This window comes from Pontibacter sp. H249, assembly GCF_037892465.1.
Lineage (GTDB): Bacteria > Bacteroidota > Bacteroidia > Cytophagales > Hymenobacteraceae > Pontibacter.
The window spans coordinates 307,820-329,460 of record NZ_JBBKTR010000004.1 but is presented as its reverse complement, the minus strand read 5'-3'; the positions used below and the strand labels follow the sequence as shown (position 1 = coordinate 329,460).

Below are 21,641 nucleotides of genomic sequence, written 5' to 3'. Positions count from 1 at the left end.
TAAATTATACTAAGCGTTTCTGTTCATGCAATTCAAATCTTCGAAAGCTTCTTTTAAACGTGCTATAAAGTTCTTCTCACCCTCGCGCAGCCATACTCTTGGGTCGTAGTATTTCTTGTTTGGGGAGTCGGCGCCTTCCGGGTTGCCCAGTTGGGCCTGTAGGTACTCACGTTTGCCTTCGTAATAGTTGCGTACTCCTTCCCAAAATGCCCACTGCATATCGGTGTCAATATTCATTTTGATGGCTCCGTAACCAATAGCCTCTGTTATTTTGGCTTTCTCTGAACCGGAGCCGCCATGGAACACAAAATTCACGGGATTAGGGCCGGTGCCATACTTTTTATGAATGTAGTCTTGTGAGTTTTTCAGGATTTCTGGGCGAAGCTCTACGTTACCAGGTTTATACACGCCGTGCACATTGCCAAAAGCGGCGGCTATGGTAAAGCGGCTGCTTACTTTATTTAATTCTTCGTAGGCAAAGGCAACTTCTTCTGGTTGTGTGTACAGGCGGGAACTGTCTACTCCGGTATTATCAACACCATCTTCTTCGCCACCGGTTACGCCTAGCTCCATCTCAACCGTCATGCCCAGCTTATCCATACGTTTCAGGTAGCTGGCGCAGGTTTCTATGTTTTCTTTTAGCTCTTCTTCAGATAAGTCGAGCATGTGCGAGCTGTAAAGTGGTTTGCCATTTTGCTCATAGAATTTTTCTCCTGCATCCAGCAAACCATCTATCCAAGGCAGTAATTTTTTGGCAGCATGATCAGTGTGAAGTATAACCGGAACACCATAGGCTTCGGCCATCAGGTGCACGTGCTGCGCACCGGATACAGCGCCGGCAATAGCTGCTTTCTGTTGATCGTTAGCTAGTCCTTTGCCGGCAAAAAACTGTGCTCCACCATGCGAGAACTGTATGATAACCGGTGAGTTTACTTCTTTGGCTGTTTCTAACACGGCATTTACCGAGTCTGTACCAATCACATTCACAGCAGGTAGCGCAAATTTATTTTCATTGGCATATCGGAACAGTTCACTTACTTCATCGCCGAACAATACACCAGGTCTAAATCTCTTATTCATAGTTGCTTTATGTTTTAAATGCTTTGTGCTAAGTATAGAATAAAAAAGGAAAGTGCAAATCACAAAAATGAAAAAGCCTGTAATGCATGTTACAGGCTCTCTTTTAATCAAAAATCAATACTTTGTCTTTGTGCTTGCCGCGCATATGGCCGCGTATGATCTGCTGTATATCTTTGTTATCGTTGTAACGGGTAATGGCACCCTTAAAATCATCTAATGCTGAGGCAGAAAACGTATCATCTACAAAGCCGAACCCCATATAAGTGCCGTGCTCTACCACCACCACTGATTTCTCGCCAGGCTCACGACCTTTGCCTATAATCACGAAGCTGTTATGCTCATAGGTAAAAGAATCCAATGCGGCATCTACGCGTTGGTTATACTCTTCCGGGCTCTCTTTGCCGATGCAGGCTCCACTGCACTGATGCACCTGGAAATCGAAGCATGCACCGGTAGTCTTATAAAGATCGCAAAGCTTTTGACAGAGATTATACTTACCAACTTTATGAAAAAGGAAACCCTTAGCCTTATAGTGATTCGACAAAGCTATAATTGGTGTAAGGCTTACATTATCGGCTTTGTTTATACTTCCGAAGGTTAACCTCTTATAGCCGTTGTCATCCATGTAAGTAAAGATGCCGGTGTTAAACACACTACGGCGCTGCTGGCGGTTGTAGTGCGGCTTCATCCGCTTTATTTCCGCCGACTCAAATAACAGCGACACCAGCTCATTACCCATCAACTCATAGGTAATATCTGCAATGTTATTTTTGAAGTCCAGAGACTTACGGCTTTTATAATCGATGTTAAAATGCTGGATAATGCGTTTGCGGATATTTATACTTTTGCCCACATAAATCACTTCGCCTTTCTCGTTGTAGAAGTAATAAACACCGGGTACAGTTGGGAGTGCATCAACTTGTTCTTTGCTGATGTTCGGTGGCAGTAAAGAAGTCTTGATTTCTTGCTTTAACGCCTGCGAAGTATGCTCGGCTGCCATATTCATGTTACCGTCCACAATAGGGCGGTTGATCTTGATCAGCTTATCAAATAACTTGGCCGTTGCCTCAGCATCGCCGATGGCACGGTGCCGCTGGGTAAGCGGAATATCTATACTTTTACAGAGCTTACCCAAGCTATAAGATGGCAAGCCGGGAATCAGGCTACGGCTCAGGCGCACAGTGCAGAGGGTTTTGCGCTGAAAAGTATAACCTAGGTCGGCAAACTCTTTTTTGATGAAGGAGTAATCGAAACGCACGTTATGGGCTACAAACACTTTACCGTTTGTAAATTCCACAATCTCTTTGGCCACTTCATAAAACTTAGGAGCATCCTTTACCATGTCATCGGTAATGCCCGTAAGCTGAGAAATGAAGTAGGGGATAGGTCGCTGCGGATTGATCAGGGTGCTGTACTTATCTACAACCTGCAGGCCGTCGTGAATGAAAATGGCAATCTCTGTTATCTTGTCCTGAGAAGGCTGTCCGCCTGTGGTCTCAATATCTACTATCGCGTACAAATGGTTGGGAGTTAAGTCCGTTACGTCTGGCGCACCGGCTTCTGCCAATGGCTCATCTCCTAAACCAATTTTTTTAGTAATCCGTTTCAATTTGTCTGTACCCAAACCTTTAAGCAAATAGCATTAGCATTATTTCCCTTTATTCTTCTTCCTTGTAAGTATTCCGTTCCAGGTTTCCTGAATCCAACTGCTAATACGTCCTGGCTTTTTAGTGTTAACAGTATCTATGTCAGCTAAAAGAAAACCGAAGGGTGTGAGCGGAGGATATACATCGAATACTACTTTTAGCATGGCTATAATCGGGATAGAGAGGATCATGCCGGCAGCACCCCAAATCTCGCCTCCAATAAGTAGGCCTACTATCGCTGCAAAGGGATTTATACTTACTTTGGAGCCAACTACGAATGGTGTGATGAAATTTCCTTCCAGAAACTGCACAAACATAAAAACTGCAACCACCAGTACAGCGTCTATCAGGTGACCTGTAGTAGCTAAGGTAAGCAGTGCGGGTAAAGTGGCTCCAATCAATATACCAATGTAGGGAATGATGGTAAGTATAGAGGCAAACACACCAAAGAAAATAGCATACTTTACACCCAAAACCATCAGGCCGGCAGAGTTCAGCAAGGCCACTATAAAAATTACGATCATCAGCCCTGAGATATAACTTTGCACCACCTGCTGTATGTTCATTACCGTCTGTACCATGCTACTGCGCCGGTCTTTGGCCACAAACTTAAACAGGAACTGCTCCAGGTGATCACGATAATACAAAAAGCAGAATACAAAGATCGGCACCAGCACCAGCATCGAAATCGCGCCTGTAGTCATGGAAATAGTGCTTCCCAGAAAGGTGGTGGTAATATCTTGTAAACCGCCAATGGTGTTTCTCACCAGGTCGTTGCGGTCAGATGGTTCTATGCCAAACTTGTCGTACAAGAACAGCTGCACCTTATCGAGCAGGTCTCCGATGTTATTGCCAATTGTATCGAGCTCAGAAGTGAGGCTTACCAGCTGTATAGACAGGAACCAGATAACTCCGCCTAAAATAATTACCACCAACACAATACAGGTAAGTATAGCCAGCGGCCGTGGTATTCGAAACCGTTCCAGGTCTTTTGTAAGAGGCAGCAGGAGCAAAGCAAAAAGCAGTGCGAATGCCAAAGGTACGAGCACCGACTTAAACGACTGCAGCAGTCCAATCAGCAGCACGGCGCCTAGCAGAACGAGTATAAACTTAAGATACTTAGGTAGTTTTAATTCCATATAAGGGTATGCCTCAAAAGCAGCAATACATTTTGCTTTAAAGTACGTAAATGTTCGGCTTAAATTATAGAATTTTTTATATATTAGTTTGCTAAATATAATAGCTAAGCTTAGTGCTAAATAACTTGATTTTGATGAACCAGAGCAGTAGTTTTATGGTTCTATACTAGTGGAAGCACTAATAAGGAAACACAGCTAAATTGATTTGCTAAAAATTTTAGCTAAATTTTTTAGTTATTTGCGTTTTGTTCTGCTAGTGGAACTTTTTGTTGCAGCAGGTCGCTTTTATTTTTCTATATTTCCGATTGAATTTACCAAATCAACTACACTTACGCTTACAGAATGGCAGAGTTAGAGCATAATTACAACGAAGACAGTATCCGCTCCCTGGAGCCCCGCGAGCACATCAGGCTGCGCCCTGGTATGTATATTGGTAAGCTTGGCGACGGTTCGGCTGCTGACGACGGTATTTACATTTTAGTGAAAGAGGTGATCGATAACTCCATTGACGAACACGTGATGGGTTTCGGTAAAACCATTGACATTAAAATTTCTGACCACAAAGTTCAGGTGCGCGATTATGGCCGTGGTATTCCGCTGGGCAAGGTGATCGACTGCGTGAGCAAGATTAACACCGGTGGTAAGTATGACAGCAAAGCCTTCCAGAAATCAGTAGGTCTGAATGGTGTGGGCACCAAAGCGGTGAACGCCCTTTCGAGCCACTTCCGCATCCAGTCTGTTCGTGAAGGGCAGATGAAGGTTGCTGAGTTTGAGAAAGGTGTATTGACGAATGATGTGCCTTTAGAAGCGACGTCGCAGCGTAACGGTACGCTTACAGTATTTACTCCGGACGATACCATTTTCAAGAACTTCCAGTTTAACCCGGAGTACCTCGAGAACCAGATCTGGAACTATGTATACCTGAACGCTGGCCTTACCATCAACTTCAATGGCAAGAAGTTTTATTCTGAAAATGGTCTATTAGATCTTTTAAGAAACAAAGCCGACGAAGAAGCGATGCGTTACCCGATCATCCACCTGAAAGGCCTGGATATCGAGTTGGCATTAACTCATGGTAACGACTATGGCGAAGAGTATTACTCCTTCGTGAACGGTCAATATACGACCATGGGGGGTACACACTTATTGGCTTTCCGTGAAGCCATCGTGAAAACGGTGCGCGATTTCTACAAAAAAGACTACGATGCAGCTGATATCCGTGGTTCAATAGTTGGCGCTATCTCACTTAGAGTGCAGGAGCCTGTATTTGAGTCGCAGACAAAGACAAAGCTCGGCTCAATTGACATGGGGCCAGACGGACCAGCGGTGCGTGCCTACATCAATGACTTTATTAAAGAGAACCTTGATAACTACCTGCATAAGAACCCGGCAACTGCCGAAGCGCTGAAGAGGCGCATTGAGCAGAGTGAGCGTGAGCGTAAGGACATGGCCGGTGTGAAGAAGCTAGCCAATCAACGTGCAAAAAAAGCCAACCTGCACAACCGCAAGTTGCGCGACTGCCGCCTACACTTCAACGAAGACAAGCATGAAAATTCCCTGCTCTCTACGCTGTTTATTACCGAGGGTGACTCTGCAAGTGGTTCTATCACCAAATCCAGAAACGTGGATACGGAGGCGGTATTTAGTTTAAGAGGTAAGCCTTTGAACTGCTATGGCCTTAAGAAGAAAGTAGTTTACGAGAACGAAGAGTTTAACCTGCTGCAGCATGCCCTCAACATTGAAGAAGGCTTAGAGGGTCTGCGTTACAACCGTGTGGTAATTGCTACCGATGCGGACGTGGATGGTATGCACATTCGCCTGCTGTTGCTGACATTCTTCCTGCAGTTCTTCCCGGACCTGGTGCGTAATGGCCACGTGTACATCCTAGAGACGCCGCTGTTCCGTGTGCGCAACAAGAAAGAAACAATCTACTGCTACAACGAAACGGAGAAGCAGGAAGCGATACAAAAACTGGGCAAGCGCCCTGAGATTACCCGATTCAAAGGTTTGGGAGAGATCTCGCCGGATGAGTTTGGCAAGTTTATCGGCGACAACATTAAACTGAAGCCGGTGATCCTGCAGAAGGATACGACGATACAGAAGATTCTGAGCTACTTTATGGGCAAGAACACGCCGGAGCGTCAGAATTTCATTATCGATAATTTGAAGATTGAGAAAGACATAGTTGAAGAAGTATATGCATAACGACGAGTTAAACAACGAGATAGAAAGAGAAGACGAGCTGGAGGTTGCGTTTACAGATGGCGATGAAGAAGTTATCCATAATGTAACACCTGTTGCCGGCCTTTACGAAAACTGGTTCTTAGACTATGCTTCTTATGTAATTCTGGAGCGTGCGGTACCAGCCATAGAAGACGGCTTGAAACCGGTGCAGCGCCGTATTCTGCACGCCATGAAAGAGATGGACGATGGTCGCTTTAACAAGGTGGCCAACGTAATCGGACAAACCATGCAGTACCACCCGCACGGCGATGCTTCTATCGGCGATGCGATGGTAAACCTGGGCCAGAAAGACCTTTTAATAGAGACGCAGGGTAACTGGGGTGATGTGCGTACCGGCGACAGTGCTGCTGCTCCACGCTACATTGAGGCACGCCTTTCTAAGTTTGCCCTGGATGTGGTGTTTAACCCTCAGACAACACTGTGGCAACTAAGCTACGATGGCCGTAAGAATGAGCCGGTTACCTTGCCGGTAAAATTCCCATTGCTGCTTGCTCAGGGTGTAGAAGGTATTGCCGTAGGTTTATCCACGAAGATAATGCCGCATAACTTCAAGGAGCTCATCAAAGGCTCTATTGATGTGCTGAAAGGCCGTAGCACCACGTTATTGCCAGACTTCCCGAACGGTGGTCAGGTTGATGTAACGAATTACAATGGTGGTCAGCGCGGTGGTAAAATACGTGTGCGCGCCACTATAGAGAAGGTGGATAAAACCATGCTTATTATCCGTGATGTGCCTTACGGTGTGACTACAACCGGTCTGATGGAGTCGATCGTGAAGGCGAGCGAGAACAACAAGATCAAGATCAAGAAGGTGATCGACAACACGGCAGCTAATGTTGAGATTCAGGTGCAGTTGCCGCCAGGCGTTTCCCCGGACTTGACCATGGATGCGCTATATGCCTTCACAGACTGTGAAGTATCTATTTCTCCGAACACTTGTGTGATCATTGATGACAAGCCGCACTTCCTGAATGTAGATGAGTTATTACGTATTTCTACCTTCAAAACAGTAGACTTGCTTAAACGTGAGCTCGAGATTCGAAAAGGAGAACTGGAAGACAAGTGGCATTACTCTTCTCTCGAGAAGATCTTTATTGAGAACCGCATCTACCGCGACATTGAGGAATGCGAAACATGGGAGGCAGTATTAGAGGCTATAGATAAAGGACTTGATCCGTTTAAGAAGCTACTGCGCCGCGAGGTGACTCAGGATGATATTGTGCGCCTGACGGAGATTAAGATCAAGCGAATTTCAAAGTATGACTCCTTTAAAGCAGACGAGTACATAAAGAAACTGGAGGAGGAAATGGCTGAGGTAGATGATAACCTGGCTAACTTGATCCGCTACGCCATCGCATACTTTGAAGGATTGCTGAAGAAGTATAGCCAAGGCAAAGAACGTAAAACCCAAATCAAAACCTTCGATGTAATTACTGCGCAGAAAGTGGCCATTGCGAACCAGAAGCTATACATGAACGCCAAAGACGGCTTTATTGGTACCAGCTTGCGCAAAGACGAGTTTGTATGCGACTGCTCTGACATGGACGACATCATCGTGTTCCGCAAGGACGGTAAGTTCACTGTAACGAAAGTAGCTGATAAGACCTTCGTGGGTAAAGACATCATCATGGCTGGCGTTTACAACAAGAACGACGAGCATATGGTGTATAATATGATCTATGTGGATGGTAAAACAGGCGTATCGTTTGCAAAGCGTTTTGCCGTGAAGTCCATCACCAGAGATAAGGAATACGACCTTACCAAAGGTAGTAAAGGCTCTAAAGTACACTACCTGACAGCAAACCCTAATTCAGAGTCGGAGGTAGTAAGTATAACCTTAGCGCCACAATCTACAGCCCGAAACAAGCAGTTTGATTACGACTTCGCAGAACTGATGATTAAGGGCAAAGGCTCAAACGGTAACATCGTTACGAAATACCCAGTGAAGAAAGTGTTACAGAAGAGCCTTGGCGATTCAACATTAGGTGGTCGTGAGATTTACTACGATGAAGTGATCGGTAGATTAAACACGGAAGGGCGTGGTCGCTACCTAGGTTCATTCAATACAGATGATACCATACTTGTGATCTATGAAGATGGTACGTACGAGCAGACTACATTTGATCTGAGTAACCATTACACTGTTGAGAAGATCAAGGTGCTGCAGAAGTTTGAGCCAGAGTTGGTAATCTCAGCAATTTATTATGAAGGCGATAACAAGACCTACTATGTGAAGCGCTTTAAAGTAGAAACTAGCACCGTAGGTAAGAAGTTTACCTTTATCTCAGAGAGCAAGAACTCCAGACTGGAAGCTGTTTCAACGCACTCGCAACCGCTAGCTACTATTAAGTTCAAGCTGAGCCTGCGTGGCGAAAAAGCTACAGAGAAACTGTTGCTGAGCGACTTTATCGATGTGAAAGGCTGGAAGGCGATGGGTAATAAACTCAACTACTTCAAGATCTATGACGTGGAGGTGCCAAAGATGGATGCTGTAGAGCAGCCGGAAGATGAAAAGGGCAAAGCAAAAAAGTCTGCACCCCGCAAAGCTCCTGTAACGCTGCCCTCTGAGCTGAAGGAATTGGCAGAGGAGGCGGCTAAGATCAGCGGTACCCAACTCTCTGAGCCTGAAAACGTAGAAGAGGACATGCACGTCAACAAGGAAATCAAGGCGCTTAAAGAGAAAAAACAGCTGGATCTTTTTTAATCCAGCTGCAATTCGCTTGCAAAAGTCTTTGATATTCCGTAGGTTGTGATGTGTAGTATTGTATATGAGAAGACTTTTTAGAGCATTTCCAGTTATACTTTTCCTCTTTTGCGCAGCTTTTGCAGGCGTGGCAGACGATGGTGTTTCCGGCAATAACGACAAGTTGCTGCAACGTGCTGAGGAACTCTTAGGAAGCTATCGTGACAGCGAAGCACTGGTAGTTTATGAAAAGATACTAGAGGAGGCTTCTGAAAATTACATAGCCCTATGCAGAGCCAGCTACTTGCACAGCAAGATCAGCGAACGTTATACTGACGAAACTAAAAAGCTGGAGCATGCCGCTAAGGCCAGAACTTATGCTAATAGAGCTTACGCTCTTAACCCAACTGATGCTGAGTCAAATTATGTTATGGCGCTGTCTCTTGGTTGCCAGGCACTGGTTTCCGGGCCTAGAGAGAGGCTTACAAGTATAAATGAATTAAAATCATTTGTAGATGCTGCACTGGCAGCAGATGCGGAACACGCTGGTGCATGGCATATTTTGGGGCGTTGGTACTTTAAGATGGCAAACCTTAATTTTGCTGAAAAAGCAGCGTCTAAGGTTTTGTTTGGTGGTATTTGCGGTACAGCCACTAACAAAGATGCTGCCGATGCAATAGAGCGTGCCATTGTGTATAATCCCAAAAATATCAGGTATTACTACGACCTTGCTCAGGTTTATAATGAGATGAAAGATAAAGAAGCCTGTATTTCAACGCTTACGAAAGCTTTAACGCTAACCGACTTAGAAACGAAGGAGGAGTTAGAACTTAGCAGGCGCTGCAAGATTATGCTTCGGGAGAAACAGAATACCTGAGTATAAATAAAAGCTATTTTAAGCGAGCCTGCTTCCAGTCCGGATGCAGGCTCGCTGTTTTATATACCCTTTGTTTAATTACATAGGATTATTCTATTTAGGTAAATTGTTTTAATTTAGCGCTCTTAAGAAGCTCATAAAGCTGATGCATGCCTTATGCCGTTTAAAAGATTAGTGAATTTGTGGGGATTGGTGCTGTTATTATCAGTGTGTGCGTGTACTGGCGAAGAGGCTAATAGCGAACAGATGGTAAATTTGGCTGAGGTGAAAGACGATGCAGATGCCCAGTTGAAGAACCTGAACACTGCCATCGAACAGTCGAAAAGAGACGGTAGCCTGTATGCCAGGCGTGCTATGGTATTGCTCCGGAAAGGCGAGTTGGAGAAGGCCCTACAGGATGCTGATGATGCTGTGAGGCTTACTAAAAACCAGCCTTCTACTTTATTTGTAAAGGCCCAGGTACTGCGCGCACTTAACCGGCAGGAAGAAGCCTTGCCTTTAGCATTGCAGGCAGAGCGTAATTCTTATCAGAGTAGTTCGCTTTATGTGCTGCTGGGAGAATTATACTTACAACGAAAAGAATATAAACAGGCAAAAGAATACTTAATTAAAGCACAGGAACTGTCGCCTACTGATGCCTATGCCTACTACTACAAAGGAAGGCTACAAGAGGCAACGGGAGATACGGCAAGAGCAATACAGAATTATAAGTTAGCTTTGGAGCAGTTGCCGGAGTTTATGCAGCCACAGCGCGAGTTGGCAGGCATCTTGGTAAGCAGGAAAGACTTTGAAGCTGCTAAACCATATCTGCAAGCAGCTGAGAAAATGGAGCCAAATGATGCGAGGCTTTGGTATTACAGAGGCCTGGTGTACCAATCGGCGCAAAAGCAGGATAGTGCCCTTTTCAGCTTTAACCGTGCGGTGGCGTTGAATGATACTATACATGGTGCCCATTTCATATTAGGGATGGACGCCTATAAACAGGGCAATACTGAAGCAGCACTGGGGCATCTTGAAAAGGTGTATCCAAAGTATAAGCAGGAACCAAAGTATCTGAGTACACTGGCTGGTGCTTACGAGCGCAGTGGCCAAAACGTAAAGGCACTGCAAACATACCAGCGCTTAGTAGAGGTGGAGCCTCGCTATTCGTACGGATATCAAGCTATAAGCCGGCTTAAGTATAAATTAACAAGACCAACACCCGATAGTACAGCAGTACAACGGGAAACTATAGAACAATAGAAATTACTTACATGATCAACATCACACTGCCAGATGGCTCTGTTCGCCAATATAACCAAGGCGTAACAAGCTTCGAGATCGCACAAAGTATAAGCGAAGGCTTAGCTAGAAATGTGCTTGCTGCCAAAGTAAACGGTACAGTCTGGGACATAACGCGCCCTATAAATGAGGATGCAACCGTGCAGCTGCTCACCTGGAATGATGACGAAGGAAAAAATACCTTCTGGCACTCTTCTGCACACCTGATGGCAGAGGCGCTGGAAGAGCTATATCCTGGTATAAAGTTCGGTATAGGCCCACCTGTGGAGAACGGCTTTTACTACGACGTTGACATGGGAGAGCAGTCTTTCTCGCAGGATGACTTTGCAAAAGTAGAGCAGAAAATGCTGGAGCTGGCACGTAGCAAGAACGAGTTTGTTCGCCGCGAAGTCTCTAAAGCAGAAGCGGAGGAGTACTTTACCCAAAAAGGCGATGAGTATAAACTCGACCTGATCAAGGACCTGGAAGACGGTACCATCACATTTTATACACAGGGCAATTTCGTGGACCTTTGCCGCGGACCGCACTTGCCAAATACCGGTACTATCAAGGCTGCGAAGTTGATGAACGTAGCCGGTGCTTACTGGCGCGGCGACGAGAGCAAGAAGCAGCTGACCCGTATCTATGGCGTTACCTTCCCTAAACAAAAGGAGCTGACTGAGTACCTGGAGCGCCTGGAGGAGGCTAAGAAGCGCGATCACCGTAAGTTAGGCAGGGAGCTTGAGTTGTTTGCTTTCTCTGAGAAAGTTGGCATGGGCTTACCGTTGTGGTTACCAAAAGGCACCCTGTTACGCGAGCGCTTGGAGCAGTTCATGCGTAAGGCACAGGTTAAAGCCGGTTACCAGCCGGTTGTAACACCGCATATTGGCAGTAAAGAACTTTACGTTACTTCAGGCCACTACGAAAAGTATGGCGCTGACTCCTTCCAACCGATCAAGACACCGAACGAGAATGAGGAGTTTCTGCTGAAGCCGATGAACTGCCCGCACCACTGCGAGATCTACAAAACACGCCCACGCTCTTACAAAGAACTGCCGGTACGTTTTGCAGAGTTTGGTACAGTGTATCGTTACGAGCAAAGCGGCGAGTTACATGGCTTAACACGAGTGCGAGGTTTTACCCAGGACGATGCGCACATCTTCTGCCGCCCAGACCAGGTAAAGGAAGAGTTTATCAAGGTTATTGACCTGGTGCTATACGTATTTAAGGCGCTCGGCTTCGAAGATTACACTGCCCAGATATCCCTGCGCGATCCTGAAAACAAGGCTAAATACATTGGTACAGACGATGTTTGGGAGAAAGCTGAGAGTGCTATTATAGAGGCTGCCGCAGAGAAAGGCCTTCGTACTGTAACCGAATTGGGCGAGGCTGCGTTCTACGGACCTAAGCTGGACTTCATGGTGAAGGATGCGCTTGGTCGTAAGTGGCAGCTTGGAACTATTCAGGTGGATTATAACTTACCAGAAAGGTTCCAGCTGGAGTACATCGGTGCTGACAACGCCAAGCACCGCCCTGTAATGATCCACAGAGCCCCGTTCGGCTCGCTGGAGCGTTTCGTGGCGGTACTTATCGAGCATTGCGCTGGTAATTTCCCACTTTGGTTAAGCCCGGAGCAGTTTGCCATACTTCCAATCTCTGAAAAGTATCATGACTTTGCACAGGAAGTTTATAACAGACTGCAGCAGGAAGATATCAGAGGCTTTATCGACAACCGTGACGAGAAGATCGGACGAAAGATACGTGATGCCGAGGTTCGTAAAGTACCTTACATGCTGATCGTTGGAGAGAAAGAGCAGGAGAACAGAGCGGTGTCGGTGCGCAAGCACGGCGAAGGCGATCTGGGCTCTATGTCAGTGGAAGAATATGTAGAATTATTCAAAGGCAAAGTAGCCGAAATGCTTAACAATTAAGAAAAGATTTTCTTTTTGATAGATTAATTGCGATATTCGCAGCCTAATTGTAGAAACTAATTTAAGGAGGTACAACTATAGCTACTCAAAACAAGCGCTTTATCCCACGCGGAAAAGTGGAAGAGCCATACAAAGTCAATGATAAAATAACGGCCAGAGAAGTCAGGTTAGTTGGTGACAATGTAGAGCAGGGGGTATTCTCGACTAGAGATGCCCAAAAGATAGCTAACGAGCAGAATCTGGACCTTGTCGAGATCTCGCCAACAGCCAATCCGCCGGTATGCCGTATCATCGACTACTCGAAATTTAAGTACGAGCAGAAGAAGAAAACGCGCGAAATGAAAGCGAAGGCGCAGAAAGTGGTGATCAAAGAAATTCGTTTCGGTCCTAACACCGATGATCACGACTTTGAGTTTAAGCTGAAGCACGCCAAAGGATTCCTGGAAAGCGGATTTAAGATTAAGTCTTATGTACACTTTGTGGGTAGAACCATTGTGTTTAAAGAAAGAGGCGAGATCTTATTGCTTAAATTTGCTCAAGCGCTGGAGGATGTAGCTAAAGTTGAGCAGTTACCTAAGCTGGAAGGAAAAAGGATGTTCCTGATTCTTTCTCCGAAAGTGGCACCGGCTCCTAAGAAGTAATTTTATCAAATCAATTATATAAACATGCCAAAAGTAAAAACTAAATCTGGTGCAAAGAAGCGTTTTTCTTTGACAGGTACTGGCAAAATTAAGCGTAAGCACGCTTACAAGAGCCACATCCTGACTAAGAAAACCACGAAGCAGAAGCGTAATCTTACTCACACAGGTCTTGTTAGCTCAGCTGACATGGACAGAGTAAAAGCAATGCTTAACATTTAATTATTTTAGGTTAACTATTTAGTACGAACCCGGAGCCTGGTCTTTTTTGAAGATTAATCTTAATCACCAGTCCCCAAAACTTTTAACAAAATGCCAAGATCGGTCAATGTCGTAGCAGCACGACACAGAAGAAAGAAAATAATGAAGATGGCCAAAGGTTACTTTGGTCGTCGTAAGAACGTTTGGACAGTTGCGAAAAACGCAGTTGAAAAAGGTTTAGTTTACGCTTACCGCGATAGAAAAGCAAAGAAGAGAGACTTCAGAGCTTTATGGATTCAGCGTATCAACGCTGGTGCGCGTGAGCACGGTATGTCTTACTCTCAGTTGATGGGCTCTCTTAAGAAAGCAAACATCGACCTTAACCGTAAAGTACTTGCTGACCTTGCCATGAACCACCCAGAGGCGTTCAAGAGCATCGTTGACAAAGTAAAGTAATTTACTAGCGATATATAACAGGAGGGGCTTAGCAAATGCTAAGCCCCTTTTTGTTTTTATACTTTTATAACTTCATTTCTCAAAACTAAAACCCACATGGCCTGTTTTGCATAGATTATACTTTACACTAAGATCAGAAGTATGAACAGTAAAAAGATATTATTGCGCAGCAGACCACAAGGAATGCCAAACGAAAGTAATTTTGAATTTACGGAGCAGGAGGTAAGTAGTCCTGCAGAAGGGGAGGTGTTATTAAAGGCACTTTATATTTCAGTGGACCCGTACATGCGCGGACGCATGAGTGAAACAAAATCGTATGTGCCGCCTTATAAACTGCACGAGCCCATTTCAGGTGGCGTTGTAGCAGAAGTTGTGGAGAGCCGCCACAGTAAGTATAAAAGTGGAGACAATGTCTTGGGAAACCTGCCATGGGCAACTTATACTTTATCAGATGGCAATGGCCTGCACAAAATCAACCCAAACCTGGCCCCATTAAGTTACCATTTAGGCATTTTAGGAATGCCCGGCTTAACAGCGTACTGTGGCTTGCTTTTTATTGGTGAGCCTAAGCAAGGTGAAACGGTAGTAGTATCTGGAGCAGCTGGCGCAGTGGGTATGGTAGTAGGTCAAATAGCAAAGCTGAAAGGCTGCAGAGTAGTGGGCATTGCCGGCTCTGATGAAAAGATCTCTTATCTGAAGGAACAACTCGGTTTTGACGAGGGCATTAACTATAAAACCACCAGCAATATGCAGGAAGCGCTGGAGAAAGCCTGTCCTGAAGGAGTTGATATATACTTTGACAATGTAGGCGGTGAGATATCTGACGCAGTGTACACTTTACTCAATAATTTCAGTCGCATTATTATATGTGGGCAAATAGCACTCTATAATGTTACCAGCCGCCCTACAGGTCCGAGAGTAGAGCCGCTGCTCTTGACAAAAAAGAGCCTGATGAAAGGGTTTATTGTAAGCGATTATGCCGAACGTTTTGAAGAGGCTTCAAAAGAGCTAGCAACATGGGTTAAAGCTGGTAATTTAAAGTATGAAGAAAGTATAGCCGAAGGCTTTGATAAGTTACCAGAGGCCTTCTTAGGCCTATTTAAAGGAGAGAACATAGGTAAGCAACTGGTTAAAGTGGCTGAATGATCAACAAACGAATAAAACTATAAACATGAACAACTTCACATTTTATAACCCTGTTAAGATACTTTTCGGTAAAGGCCAGATTGCAGCCATTGCCAACGAAATTCCAGAAGATGCACGCGTATTAATAACGTATGGAGGCGGCAGCATCAAAAAGAACGGCGTATACGAACAGGTAATGAATGCCTTGAAGGGAAGAAGCGTAACAGAGTTTGGCGGCATTGAGCCCAACCCGCAGTATGAAACACTAATGAAAGCTGTAAGCCAGGCAAAAAGTGAGCAGATAGACTTTGTATTAGCTGTTGGAGGTGGCTCTGTAATTGACGGTACCAAATTCATTGTGGCAGCAATGGAGTTCGAGGGAGAGGAGCCCTGGGACATTCTCTCAAAGAAAACACCTGTTACTAAAGCTGTTCCATTTGGTACAGTACTAACACTGCCAGCCACAGGTTCTGAGATGAACTCAGGCTCGGTGATCACGCGTGCAGAAACGAAAGAGAAATTCTCTTTCGGTAGCCCTTATACTTTCCCAAAGTTCTCGATACTTGACCCTGAAACAGCTTTTACGTTGCCACAGCGCCAGATAAGCAATGGTGTAGTAGATGCCTTTACGCATGTGCTGGAGCAGTACCTAACATACCCGGTTAACGCACCGCTGCAGGATAGAATGGCAGAAGCTATACTTATTACCCTGAAAGAAGAAGGGCCTAAGGTAATCCAGAACCCACAGGACTACGATGCCATGGCTAATTTTATGTGGTGCGCCACTATGGCGCTGAATGGCGTGATACGCGTAGGAGTACCAACAGACTGGGCAACCCACTATATAGGGCATGAACTCACCGCCCTGCATGGCATAGACCACGCACGAACGCTAGCTATTGTACTGCCATCGCTGCTGCGCTACAAACTAGAAAGTAAAAAAGAGAAGCTGCTGCAGTACGGAGAGCGTGTGTGGGGTGTTGATGCTGGCACAGAAGATGAGCGTATAGAAGCTACAATGCAAGCTACTATTGCCTTTTTTGAGTCTCTGGACATTAAGACAAAGTTAAGAGATTATGAAGTCGGCCAAGACACCATAAAGGAGATTGTAAAACGCTTTGAGGAACGTGGCGTGAAGAACCTGGGCGAAAGAGCCGATATTCAGGTACAGGATGTGGAACAAATCCTCACAATGAGCTTATAAATAAAAAGCAGGCTGCCAGAGATGGTAGCCTGCTTTTTTATACTTCATAAACTTTCTCTTTCAGTATTCCTTTAAAGATAATATTAACCACACCGTCAAGTATGGCATCCGGCGTATAAGGTAGGTCTGCAGTAAGCTGTGGAGGTACCTGGCGCAGAAATTCCGGATTTACGATTGTATCCAGGGCATTGGCGTAAAGCATAACGACCAGTGACCGGTTGATATCACTGCGAACGTAACCCAACTGGGCACCCTCCTCCAGTAGTGAGTTAAATCTTAAGTAAGCAGCCTGTGATTTATACGTTTGTATTAGCTTCCAGCTTGTAGGGGAGTTTTCTTTGATGTCTTGTATAAATACAGGATTCAAGCCATTTAACCTTGTTGCTACATACTTAAAAATCCGGCTGGCTTTTTCTGGAAATGAGATTGTTGTATCGTTTATAAGTTGTTCTACAGTAGTTTGCATCTCCAGCTGGTAAGTTTTTATCACTTCCTGCACTAGCTCTTCTTTGCTTGAGAAGTATTGGTAAAGTGTTTTCTTACTCATACCCATTTCTTTAGCAATTTCGGCCATCAGTACTCCAACATATCCTTTCCTCAGAAAAAGATTACTGGCTTTGATCACTATCTGTTCTTTTGCATTCATAGTACTTTAGTCGTAGGTTCGGATGAGTTTTACCTGATGCAGGATGTTTTTAAATAACTGATGCAGGCATTCAGGCAAATATATAGTTTACACATTAATATCATAATTAACCCTTTACGGTTATTAGGATAAAATATTTTTGTAAATAGTTCTGGCTGATCCTGAACTTGTTAATACTTAAAAGTAAAGTGCTGCGAGAAAAAGTGCAGGCGGGAAAGCTATTTTAAATCGTTAGAAATGAATTATTGTGTTGTTAACTTAGTTAACACCCAACAAATAATACAATGCTTTTCTTACGCCAAGTTGTATGTTGATGTTTAAATTGAAAATCTTTTATTTAAGCAATTAGTGTAGCAACGTTATTGACTGGTTGTACAGAAGGAGGGATAGTTATATTTGGATTGGATGAAGCTTATAAAACGACAAAAGGTATATAAACAGTCTGATATATAGAGAATTTTACATGTTTTACTTTTTTTAAAATTTGTAAAATTTGCAGTTAAAAAATTTGGCAATTATAAAATAGTCGTTTAAATTGCATTAACAGCTATTGAAAAGAGGATAAATCTAAGAGGTGACAATGGCGAGAGTACAATGATTATTTACGCTGGCATACTTCTTGGTACAATAAGATTTAAATAAACTTTTAGCCGATGATTGACATCTTAAACTTTGTAGCACTTTCAGGGATTTTTAATGTTTTATTTTTCTGGTATGCTTCCACGAAAATGCGTTCAAAGCCTGATCCGATCAAAACCCTAATTGTCTCTTTCGTATTTTCAATTCCTCTAAGCTTTCTGCTTATCGGCGTGTACACTACTATGCTGATCTATGCATTTAAGACTGGCTCTAACGAAGATGCCATGTGGGAATACATGGAGCAGGAAGAGCTACAATAACAAGCTATTTGTTGAAGATATTGGAAAAGCCACCCTTAAAGGTGGCTTTCTGTTTTTTAATTAAGTATACCAACATCATTGCGCTTAATAAGCGTAGTGGGCGCATAACGGTTTTCGCGGGGACCATTCTCTAGCTTTAGCACACCTCTAGGACACACATGGGCGCAAATACCGCAACCCACACACGATGATCGTATAATTGGTTTTCCTTGTTGCGCATAGTGCCGTACATCAATACCCATTTCGCAGTAGGTAGAGCAGTTACCACACGAAATGCACTGGCCGCCGTTGGTGGTTATCCTGAACCTTGAGAAGTGCTTTTGCAGCAGCCCAAGGTAAGCCGCCATTGGGCAACCAAACCTACACCACACCCTGTTGCCCATTATCGGGTAAAATCCTACACCTATTACACCCGAAAACATGGCACCAATAAAAAAACCGTAGGTGCTGGAGAATCCTTGTGACAGATTGCCTAATAACTTGCCTTCGCTCCAAGAGTTAATCCAAAGTATAAGTGTGGTAAAGATGATAAACCCAAATATAGGATAGATGATAGCTACTTCCCATTGCCAGGCTTTTTTGCTTTTGTCTGAGAGGTGGCGGTAAGGATCGCCGGCTGTCTCGGCGAGGCCACCGCAGCCACACACCCAGGAGCAGTACCAACGCTTGCCCCAGAAGTAGGTAAGAACAGGCGTAGCCAGAAAAGAAAACACAGCTCCCCAAAACACCATAAACACACCCAGCGCAGCGCCATTGTCTATGAGGTAACTAACTGTGCCCGGAAAAAGGTAATCATACTTTAAGGGCCAAAAGTAACTGAAGTAAAATTCAGGCTTGTTCAGGAAAAGCAGCAGGGCCGGCAGTAGAAATGCAAATCCCAACTGGAAGAACATAACAGAGACTGTCCGGATAATATGGTAGTTGCTGTTACGGTACTTTAAGAGCGCGTGCACGCCCATTATAAGTATAGCCAAGGTATAAAAGGTGCCGTATAGAAACCAGTGGTCGGCGGGGCGGTTGCGTAATAACTGGCTGAGCGGCTCTACTGCCAGTACCAAACCTCGCAAGGTATCCGGAAACCAGTACAACAGCACGTAAAAGCCAGTAAGCACCACACCCAAAACCCAGGCACTGGCTCCACGGGCTGTCACATCGTTTTGCCATGCACCGTTGTTCTGCTCAGCCACAGATTTCTGCTTTCGTGCCTCCCACACATATAGCAGTCCGCCTACAGTAAGAGCAGCAGTTCCACCAAGCCCTGTAAGTACCGGAGATACTGCCTCAGCACCGAATGCTGCTACCAGCAGGCCAAGTATACCCAAACCAATAAGAAGCAAACCAACAAGTTTAAATGCGCCGCCACGGGCATTGGGTGTAACAGGTGAACTATAGGTAGATGTAAGGGGGCTCATGTTATACTTATGTTAACAGCTGTCAGAAGATGAGAACAGGTTAAAATGGTTGCGCAGGTCCCACCAATTGGTTTTACTGGCAGGAGTAGCCTGGTTAGGGAAGCGCTGTGCATACTGCGTGTAAAGCTCCTGCTCGTAGCGCTGGAAAAACTCTGGATCAAAATTAACGGCAGGCAACTCCTGCATCACCTGGTGTATGGTATACTGTTGCTGCAACCAGTGATGGCAAAGATCGTGGCGGTAGCGTATACCTAAAAGGTTAACCCCAATAAGTAACCCAGATTCTTGCTCATATAATAGGCGGATGGCTTTGGCGCCGTCACTATGCTCCCAATATAGCGAGTCGTAGGATGTATCCCAAGTGGCTGGCACAAAACCATATGTCTGGTACTCCATATCCAGAAACTTAGCTGAGTTAAACCAGGGACCACGGTTATATTTTTGCCTGTTGCCCGTTAGAGTTTGAGCTAATGCTTCGCCGTGCTGCCGCCCCGTGTACCACAGCTGCTCTACAGCGGGTGCGTCAGGAGCAGGATGTCGGAACTGGGCACAGTCTCCGATAGCGTATACTTCTGGTTGGCTGGTTTCGAAAAACTCATTAACCAGTATGCCTCTGTCTGTTTCAAGGCCAGAGTTACGCAGGAATGCTACATTAGGTATTACGCCTGTAGCTAACCCTACAAACTGGCAGCGCAATTGCTTGCCGCTTTGGGTAGTTATACTTTGCACGCGGCCCTCTGCGTCCGGGTTTATACTTCGAAGCTCTTCACCGAATAGCAGGTTAATACCATGCCTCCGGATATTGTTAGCTACCAATATAGCCTCTTGTTTAGGGAGGACGTTGTACCAGTAGTGCATATCACGCACCAGTATGGTAACAGCAATGCCACGGCTAAGTAGCATCTCGGCCATCTCAACCCCAATCAAACCTCCACCAACTATCACTGCCTCACTTACCTCTTTAGTATTCTCCTCCATACTTTGAAGGTCTTGTAATGTTACCAACCCCTGTACACCTTTCAGGTTTTGGCCGGGCCAGTTATAGAAGGCGGGACAGGAGCCGGTTGCCAGCACCAGTGTATCATACTCTATACTTTCGCCATTCTGAAGCTCCAATTCCTTCTTTTCGAAATCAACTTTTGTAACCCGCCCATGCACCTGCTGCAGGTTGTGTTTTTGCCAGTACCAAACTGGGTAGGGTAAGATATCTTTGTAGCGCATGTGGCCCATGTACACATACATTAAAGCAGGCCTAGAGAAGTGAGTAGCCGACTCCTCCGACACCAACGTGATACGGCAGTTGCTCTTCTGCCGCACATGCTGTGCAAGTGTAACGCCGGCAATGCCGTTTCCGATGATGACAAGGTGTTGGGATTGTTGCATATTACTGCTCGTTCAGGCGCCAGTCATACTCCAGGTACTCCACACTGGCATCTTCCTTTATACTTATACTTGAATAGCGGTTTATGAAGCTAATTATACTTCCATCCTTTTTAAAATCGCTACCAAACCAGTTAAAGATACTGGAAAGCTTTGGATTGCCAGATGAAAGCTGGTTTTTAGTTGGGTCGTTTATAAATGTTATGGCTTGTTCGGACAACTGTTGCTCTAGCTTAGCGGCTGTGTAAGCCTCACGGCGCAATACAGGGCATGATACGGAGGCACAGTTAATAGCAAAATGAATCCGGGGTTCATGGAATTTCTTTCTAAGAATTTCATGCTCAATTTTATTGAGGCTATACTTCCTGCCTCCAAGAGTAAAAAACCTCCGGTCCCAGATGGTGTTCACAAAAGGTATGGCAATGGTGCTGTTAAGGTCTTTTATACTTTTAAGCGGATACTTATTTACGATTAGTTTTATAGTATACGCATTGTAGGCATTTATCCAGTAAGCAAGCTGTTCTTCTTGTGTCCAGGTATTGGGGTCGGGCACACCTGCCTGAAGCGTTCGCAAGTACAGGTTTAGTGCTGAGCTATCTTGTATAAAGCCTTTATAGTTTACAAATCCACTGCTTTCTACATGCTTCTGTAGCAGCTTCGTCCAAAGTTGATGGTTTGGAACAGTAGAGGCAAGCACTGGCTTTGATTGTGTAGAAGTAGTATGGCATTTGATGAGCAGTACAAGTGTGGCGCATAACAAAAGTATACTCAAGCGTTTTAAACTAGTTGGGTAGGGTTGGTTCATGTAACTACAATAGGC

Annotated in this window: 18 protein-coding genes; 11 read left to right on the top strand and 7 right to left on the bottom strand. The window is 44.9% G+C overall.

Annotated elements, in window-relative coordinates; translation table 11 throughout:
- Positions 1-9: 9 nt before the first annotated feature.
- The 3 genes from fbaA to WG943_RS08335 all read right to left on the bottom strand — a co-directional run bounded on the left by fbaA (position 10) and on the right by WG943_RS08335 (position 3,865).
- Complete coding sequence (gene fbaA / locus WG943_RS08345; protein WP_340408121.1) at positions 10-1,080, bottom strand: class II fructose-bisphosphate aldolase; 1,071 nt, start codon at positions 1,078-1,080, stop codon at positions 10-12.
- A gap of 103 nt (positions 1,081-1,183) precedes the next feature.
- Positions 1,184-2,704 carry an exonuclease domain-containing protein gene (locus WG943_RS08340; RefSeq protein WP_340408119.1) on the bottom strand — a complete coding sequence of 507 codons (1,521 nt, stop codon included), beginning with the start codon at positions 2,702-2,704 and terminating at the stop codon, positions 1,184-1,186.
- A 24-nt stretch (positions 2,705-2,728) separates the two neighbouring features.
- A complete protein-coding gene (locus WG943_RS08335; protein WP_340408118.1) occupies positions 2,729-3,865 on the bottom strand; it encodes an AI-2E family transporter in 1,137 nt (378 codons plus the stop codon).
- Positions 3,866-4,207: 342 nt separating this feature from the next.
- Here WG943_RS08335 and WG943_RS08330 point away from each other — a divergent pair, with 342 nt between their 5' ends.
- The 10 genes from WG943_RS08330 to WG943_RS08285 all read left to right on the top strand — a co-directional run bounded on the left by WG943_RS08330 (position 4,208) and on the right by WG943_RS08285 (position 16,484).
- Positions 4,208-6,070 carry a DNA topoisomerase IV subunit B gene (locus WG943_RS08330; protein ID WP_340408117.1) on the top strand — a complete coding sequence of 621 codons (1,863 nt, stop codon included), beginning with the start codon at positions 4,208-4,210 and terminating at the stop codon, positions 6,068-6,070.
- Positions 6,063-8,813: a DNA gyrase/topoisomerase IV subunit A gene (locus WG943_RS08325; RefSeq protein WP_340408126.1), complete on the top strand. Its 2,751-nt coding sequence runs from the start codon at positions 6,063-6,065 to the stop codon at positions 8,811-8,813. Before WG943_RS08330 ends, WG943_RS08325 begins: the two co-directional genes overlap by 8 nt.
- Positions 8,814-8,877: 64 nt before the next feature.
- Positions 8,878-9,669 carry a hypothetical protein gene (locus WG943_RS08320; RefSeq protein WP_340408115.1) on the top strand — a complete coding sequence of 264 codons (792 nt, stop codon included), beginning with the start codon at positions 8,878-8,880 and terminating at the stop codon, positions 9,667-9,669.
- 156 nt (positions 9,670-9,825) lie between these two features.
- Positions 9,826-10,911 (top strand): tetratricopeptide repeat protein, encoded by a 1,086-nt coding sequence (locus WG943_RS08315; protein WP_340408113.1) that lies wholly within the window; start codon positions 9,826-9,828, stop codon positions 10,909-10,911.
- Between the two features lie 11 nt (positions 10,912-10,922).
- Positions 10,923-12,860: a threonine--tRNA ligase gene (gene thrS, locus WG943_RS08310; RefSeq protein WP_340408112.1), complete on the top strand. Its 1,938-nt coding sequence runs from the start codon at positions 10,923-10,925 to the stop codon at positions 12,858-12,860.
- A 116-nt stretch (positions 12,861-12,976) separates the two neighbouring features.
- Positions 12,977-13,501, top strand: coding sequence for a translation initiation factor IF-3 (infC, locus tag WG943_RS08305; RefSeq protein WP_340408111.1), 525 nt, complete (start codon positions 12,977-12,979; stop codon positions 13,499-13,501).
- A 24-nt stretch (positions 13,502-13,525) separates the two neighbouring features.
- Positions 13,526-13,720 (top strand): 50S ribosomal protein L35, encoded by a 195-nt coding sequence (rpmI, locus tag WG943_RS08300; RefSeq protein ID WP_219878368.1) that lies wholly within the window; start codon positions 13,526-13,528, stop codon positions 13,718-13,720.
- Between the two features lie 90 nt (positions 13,721-13,810).
- Positions 13,811-14,155: a 50S ribosomal protein L20 gene (rplT, locus tag WG943_RS08295; RefSeq protein WP_340408109.1), complete on the top strand. Its 345-nt coding sequence runs from the start codon at positions 13,811-13,813 to the stop codon at positions 14,153-14,155.
- 141 nt (positions 14,156-14,296) lie between these two features.
- A complete protein-coding gene (locus tag WG943_RS08290) occupies positions 14,297-15,301 on the top strand; it encodes an NADP-dependent oxidoreductase (RefSeq protein ID WP_340408107.1) in 1,005 nt (334 codons plus the stop codon).
- Positions 15,302-15,326: 25 nt separating this feature from the next.
- Positions 15,327-16,484, top strand: coding sequence for an iron-containing alcohol dehydrogenase (locus WG943_RS08285; RefSeq protein WP_340408106.1), 1,158 nt, complete (start codon positions 15,327-15,329; stop codon positions 16,482-16,484).
- A 37-nt stretch (positions 16,485-16,521) separates the two neighbouring features.
- Here WG943_RS08285 and WG943_RS08280 read toward each other — a convergent pair whose 3' ends face one another.
- On the bottom strand, positions 16,522-17,130 hold the full coding sequence (locus WG943_RS08280) for a TetR/AcrR family transcriptional regulator (protein ID WP_340408105.1): 609 nt from the start codon (positions 17,128-17,130) through the stop codon (positions 16,522-16,524).
- Positions 17,131-17,783: 653 nt separating this feature from the next.
- Between WG943_RS08280 and WG943_RS08275 the strand changes: the two genes are divergently transcribed.
- A complete protein-coding gene (locus WG943_RS08275) occupies positions 17,784-18,029 on the top strand; it encodes a hypothetical protein (RefSeq protein ID WP_340408103.1) in 246 nt (81 codons plus the stop codon).
- 56 nt (positions 18,030-18,085) lie between these two features.
- On the opposite strand, the gene WG943_RS08270 is transcribed toward WG943_RS08275, so the two are convergent.
- Genes WG943_RS08270 through WG943_RS08260 form a run of 3 tightly spaced genes read right to left on the bottom strand, consistent with a single transcriptional unit; the run spans position 18,086 to position 21,626 of the window.
- A complete protein-coding gene (locus tag WG943_RS08270) occupies positions 18,086-19,441 on the bottom strand; it encodes a 4Fe-4S binding protein (protein ID WP_340408101.1) in 1,356 nt (451 codons plus the stop codon).
- A gap of 12 nt (positions 19,442-19,453) precedes the next feature.
- Entirely contained in the window at positions 19,454-20,824 is a 1,371-nt protein-coding gene (locus WG943_RS08265) for an NAD(P)/FAD-dependent oxidoreductase (protein WP_340408099.1), read from the bottom strand.
- A gap of 1 nt (position 20,825) precedes the next feature.
- Positions 20,826-21,626: a DUF547 domain-containing protein gene (locus WG943_RS08260; RefSeq protein WP_340408098.1), complete on the bottom strand. Its 801-nt coding sequence runs from the start codon at positions 21,624-21,626 to the stop codon at positions 20,826-20,828.
- Positions 21,627-21,641 lie beyond the last annotated feature (15 nt).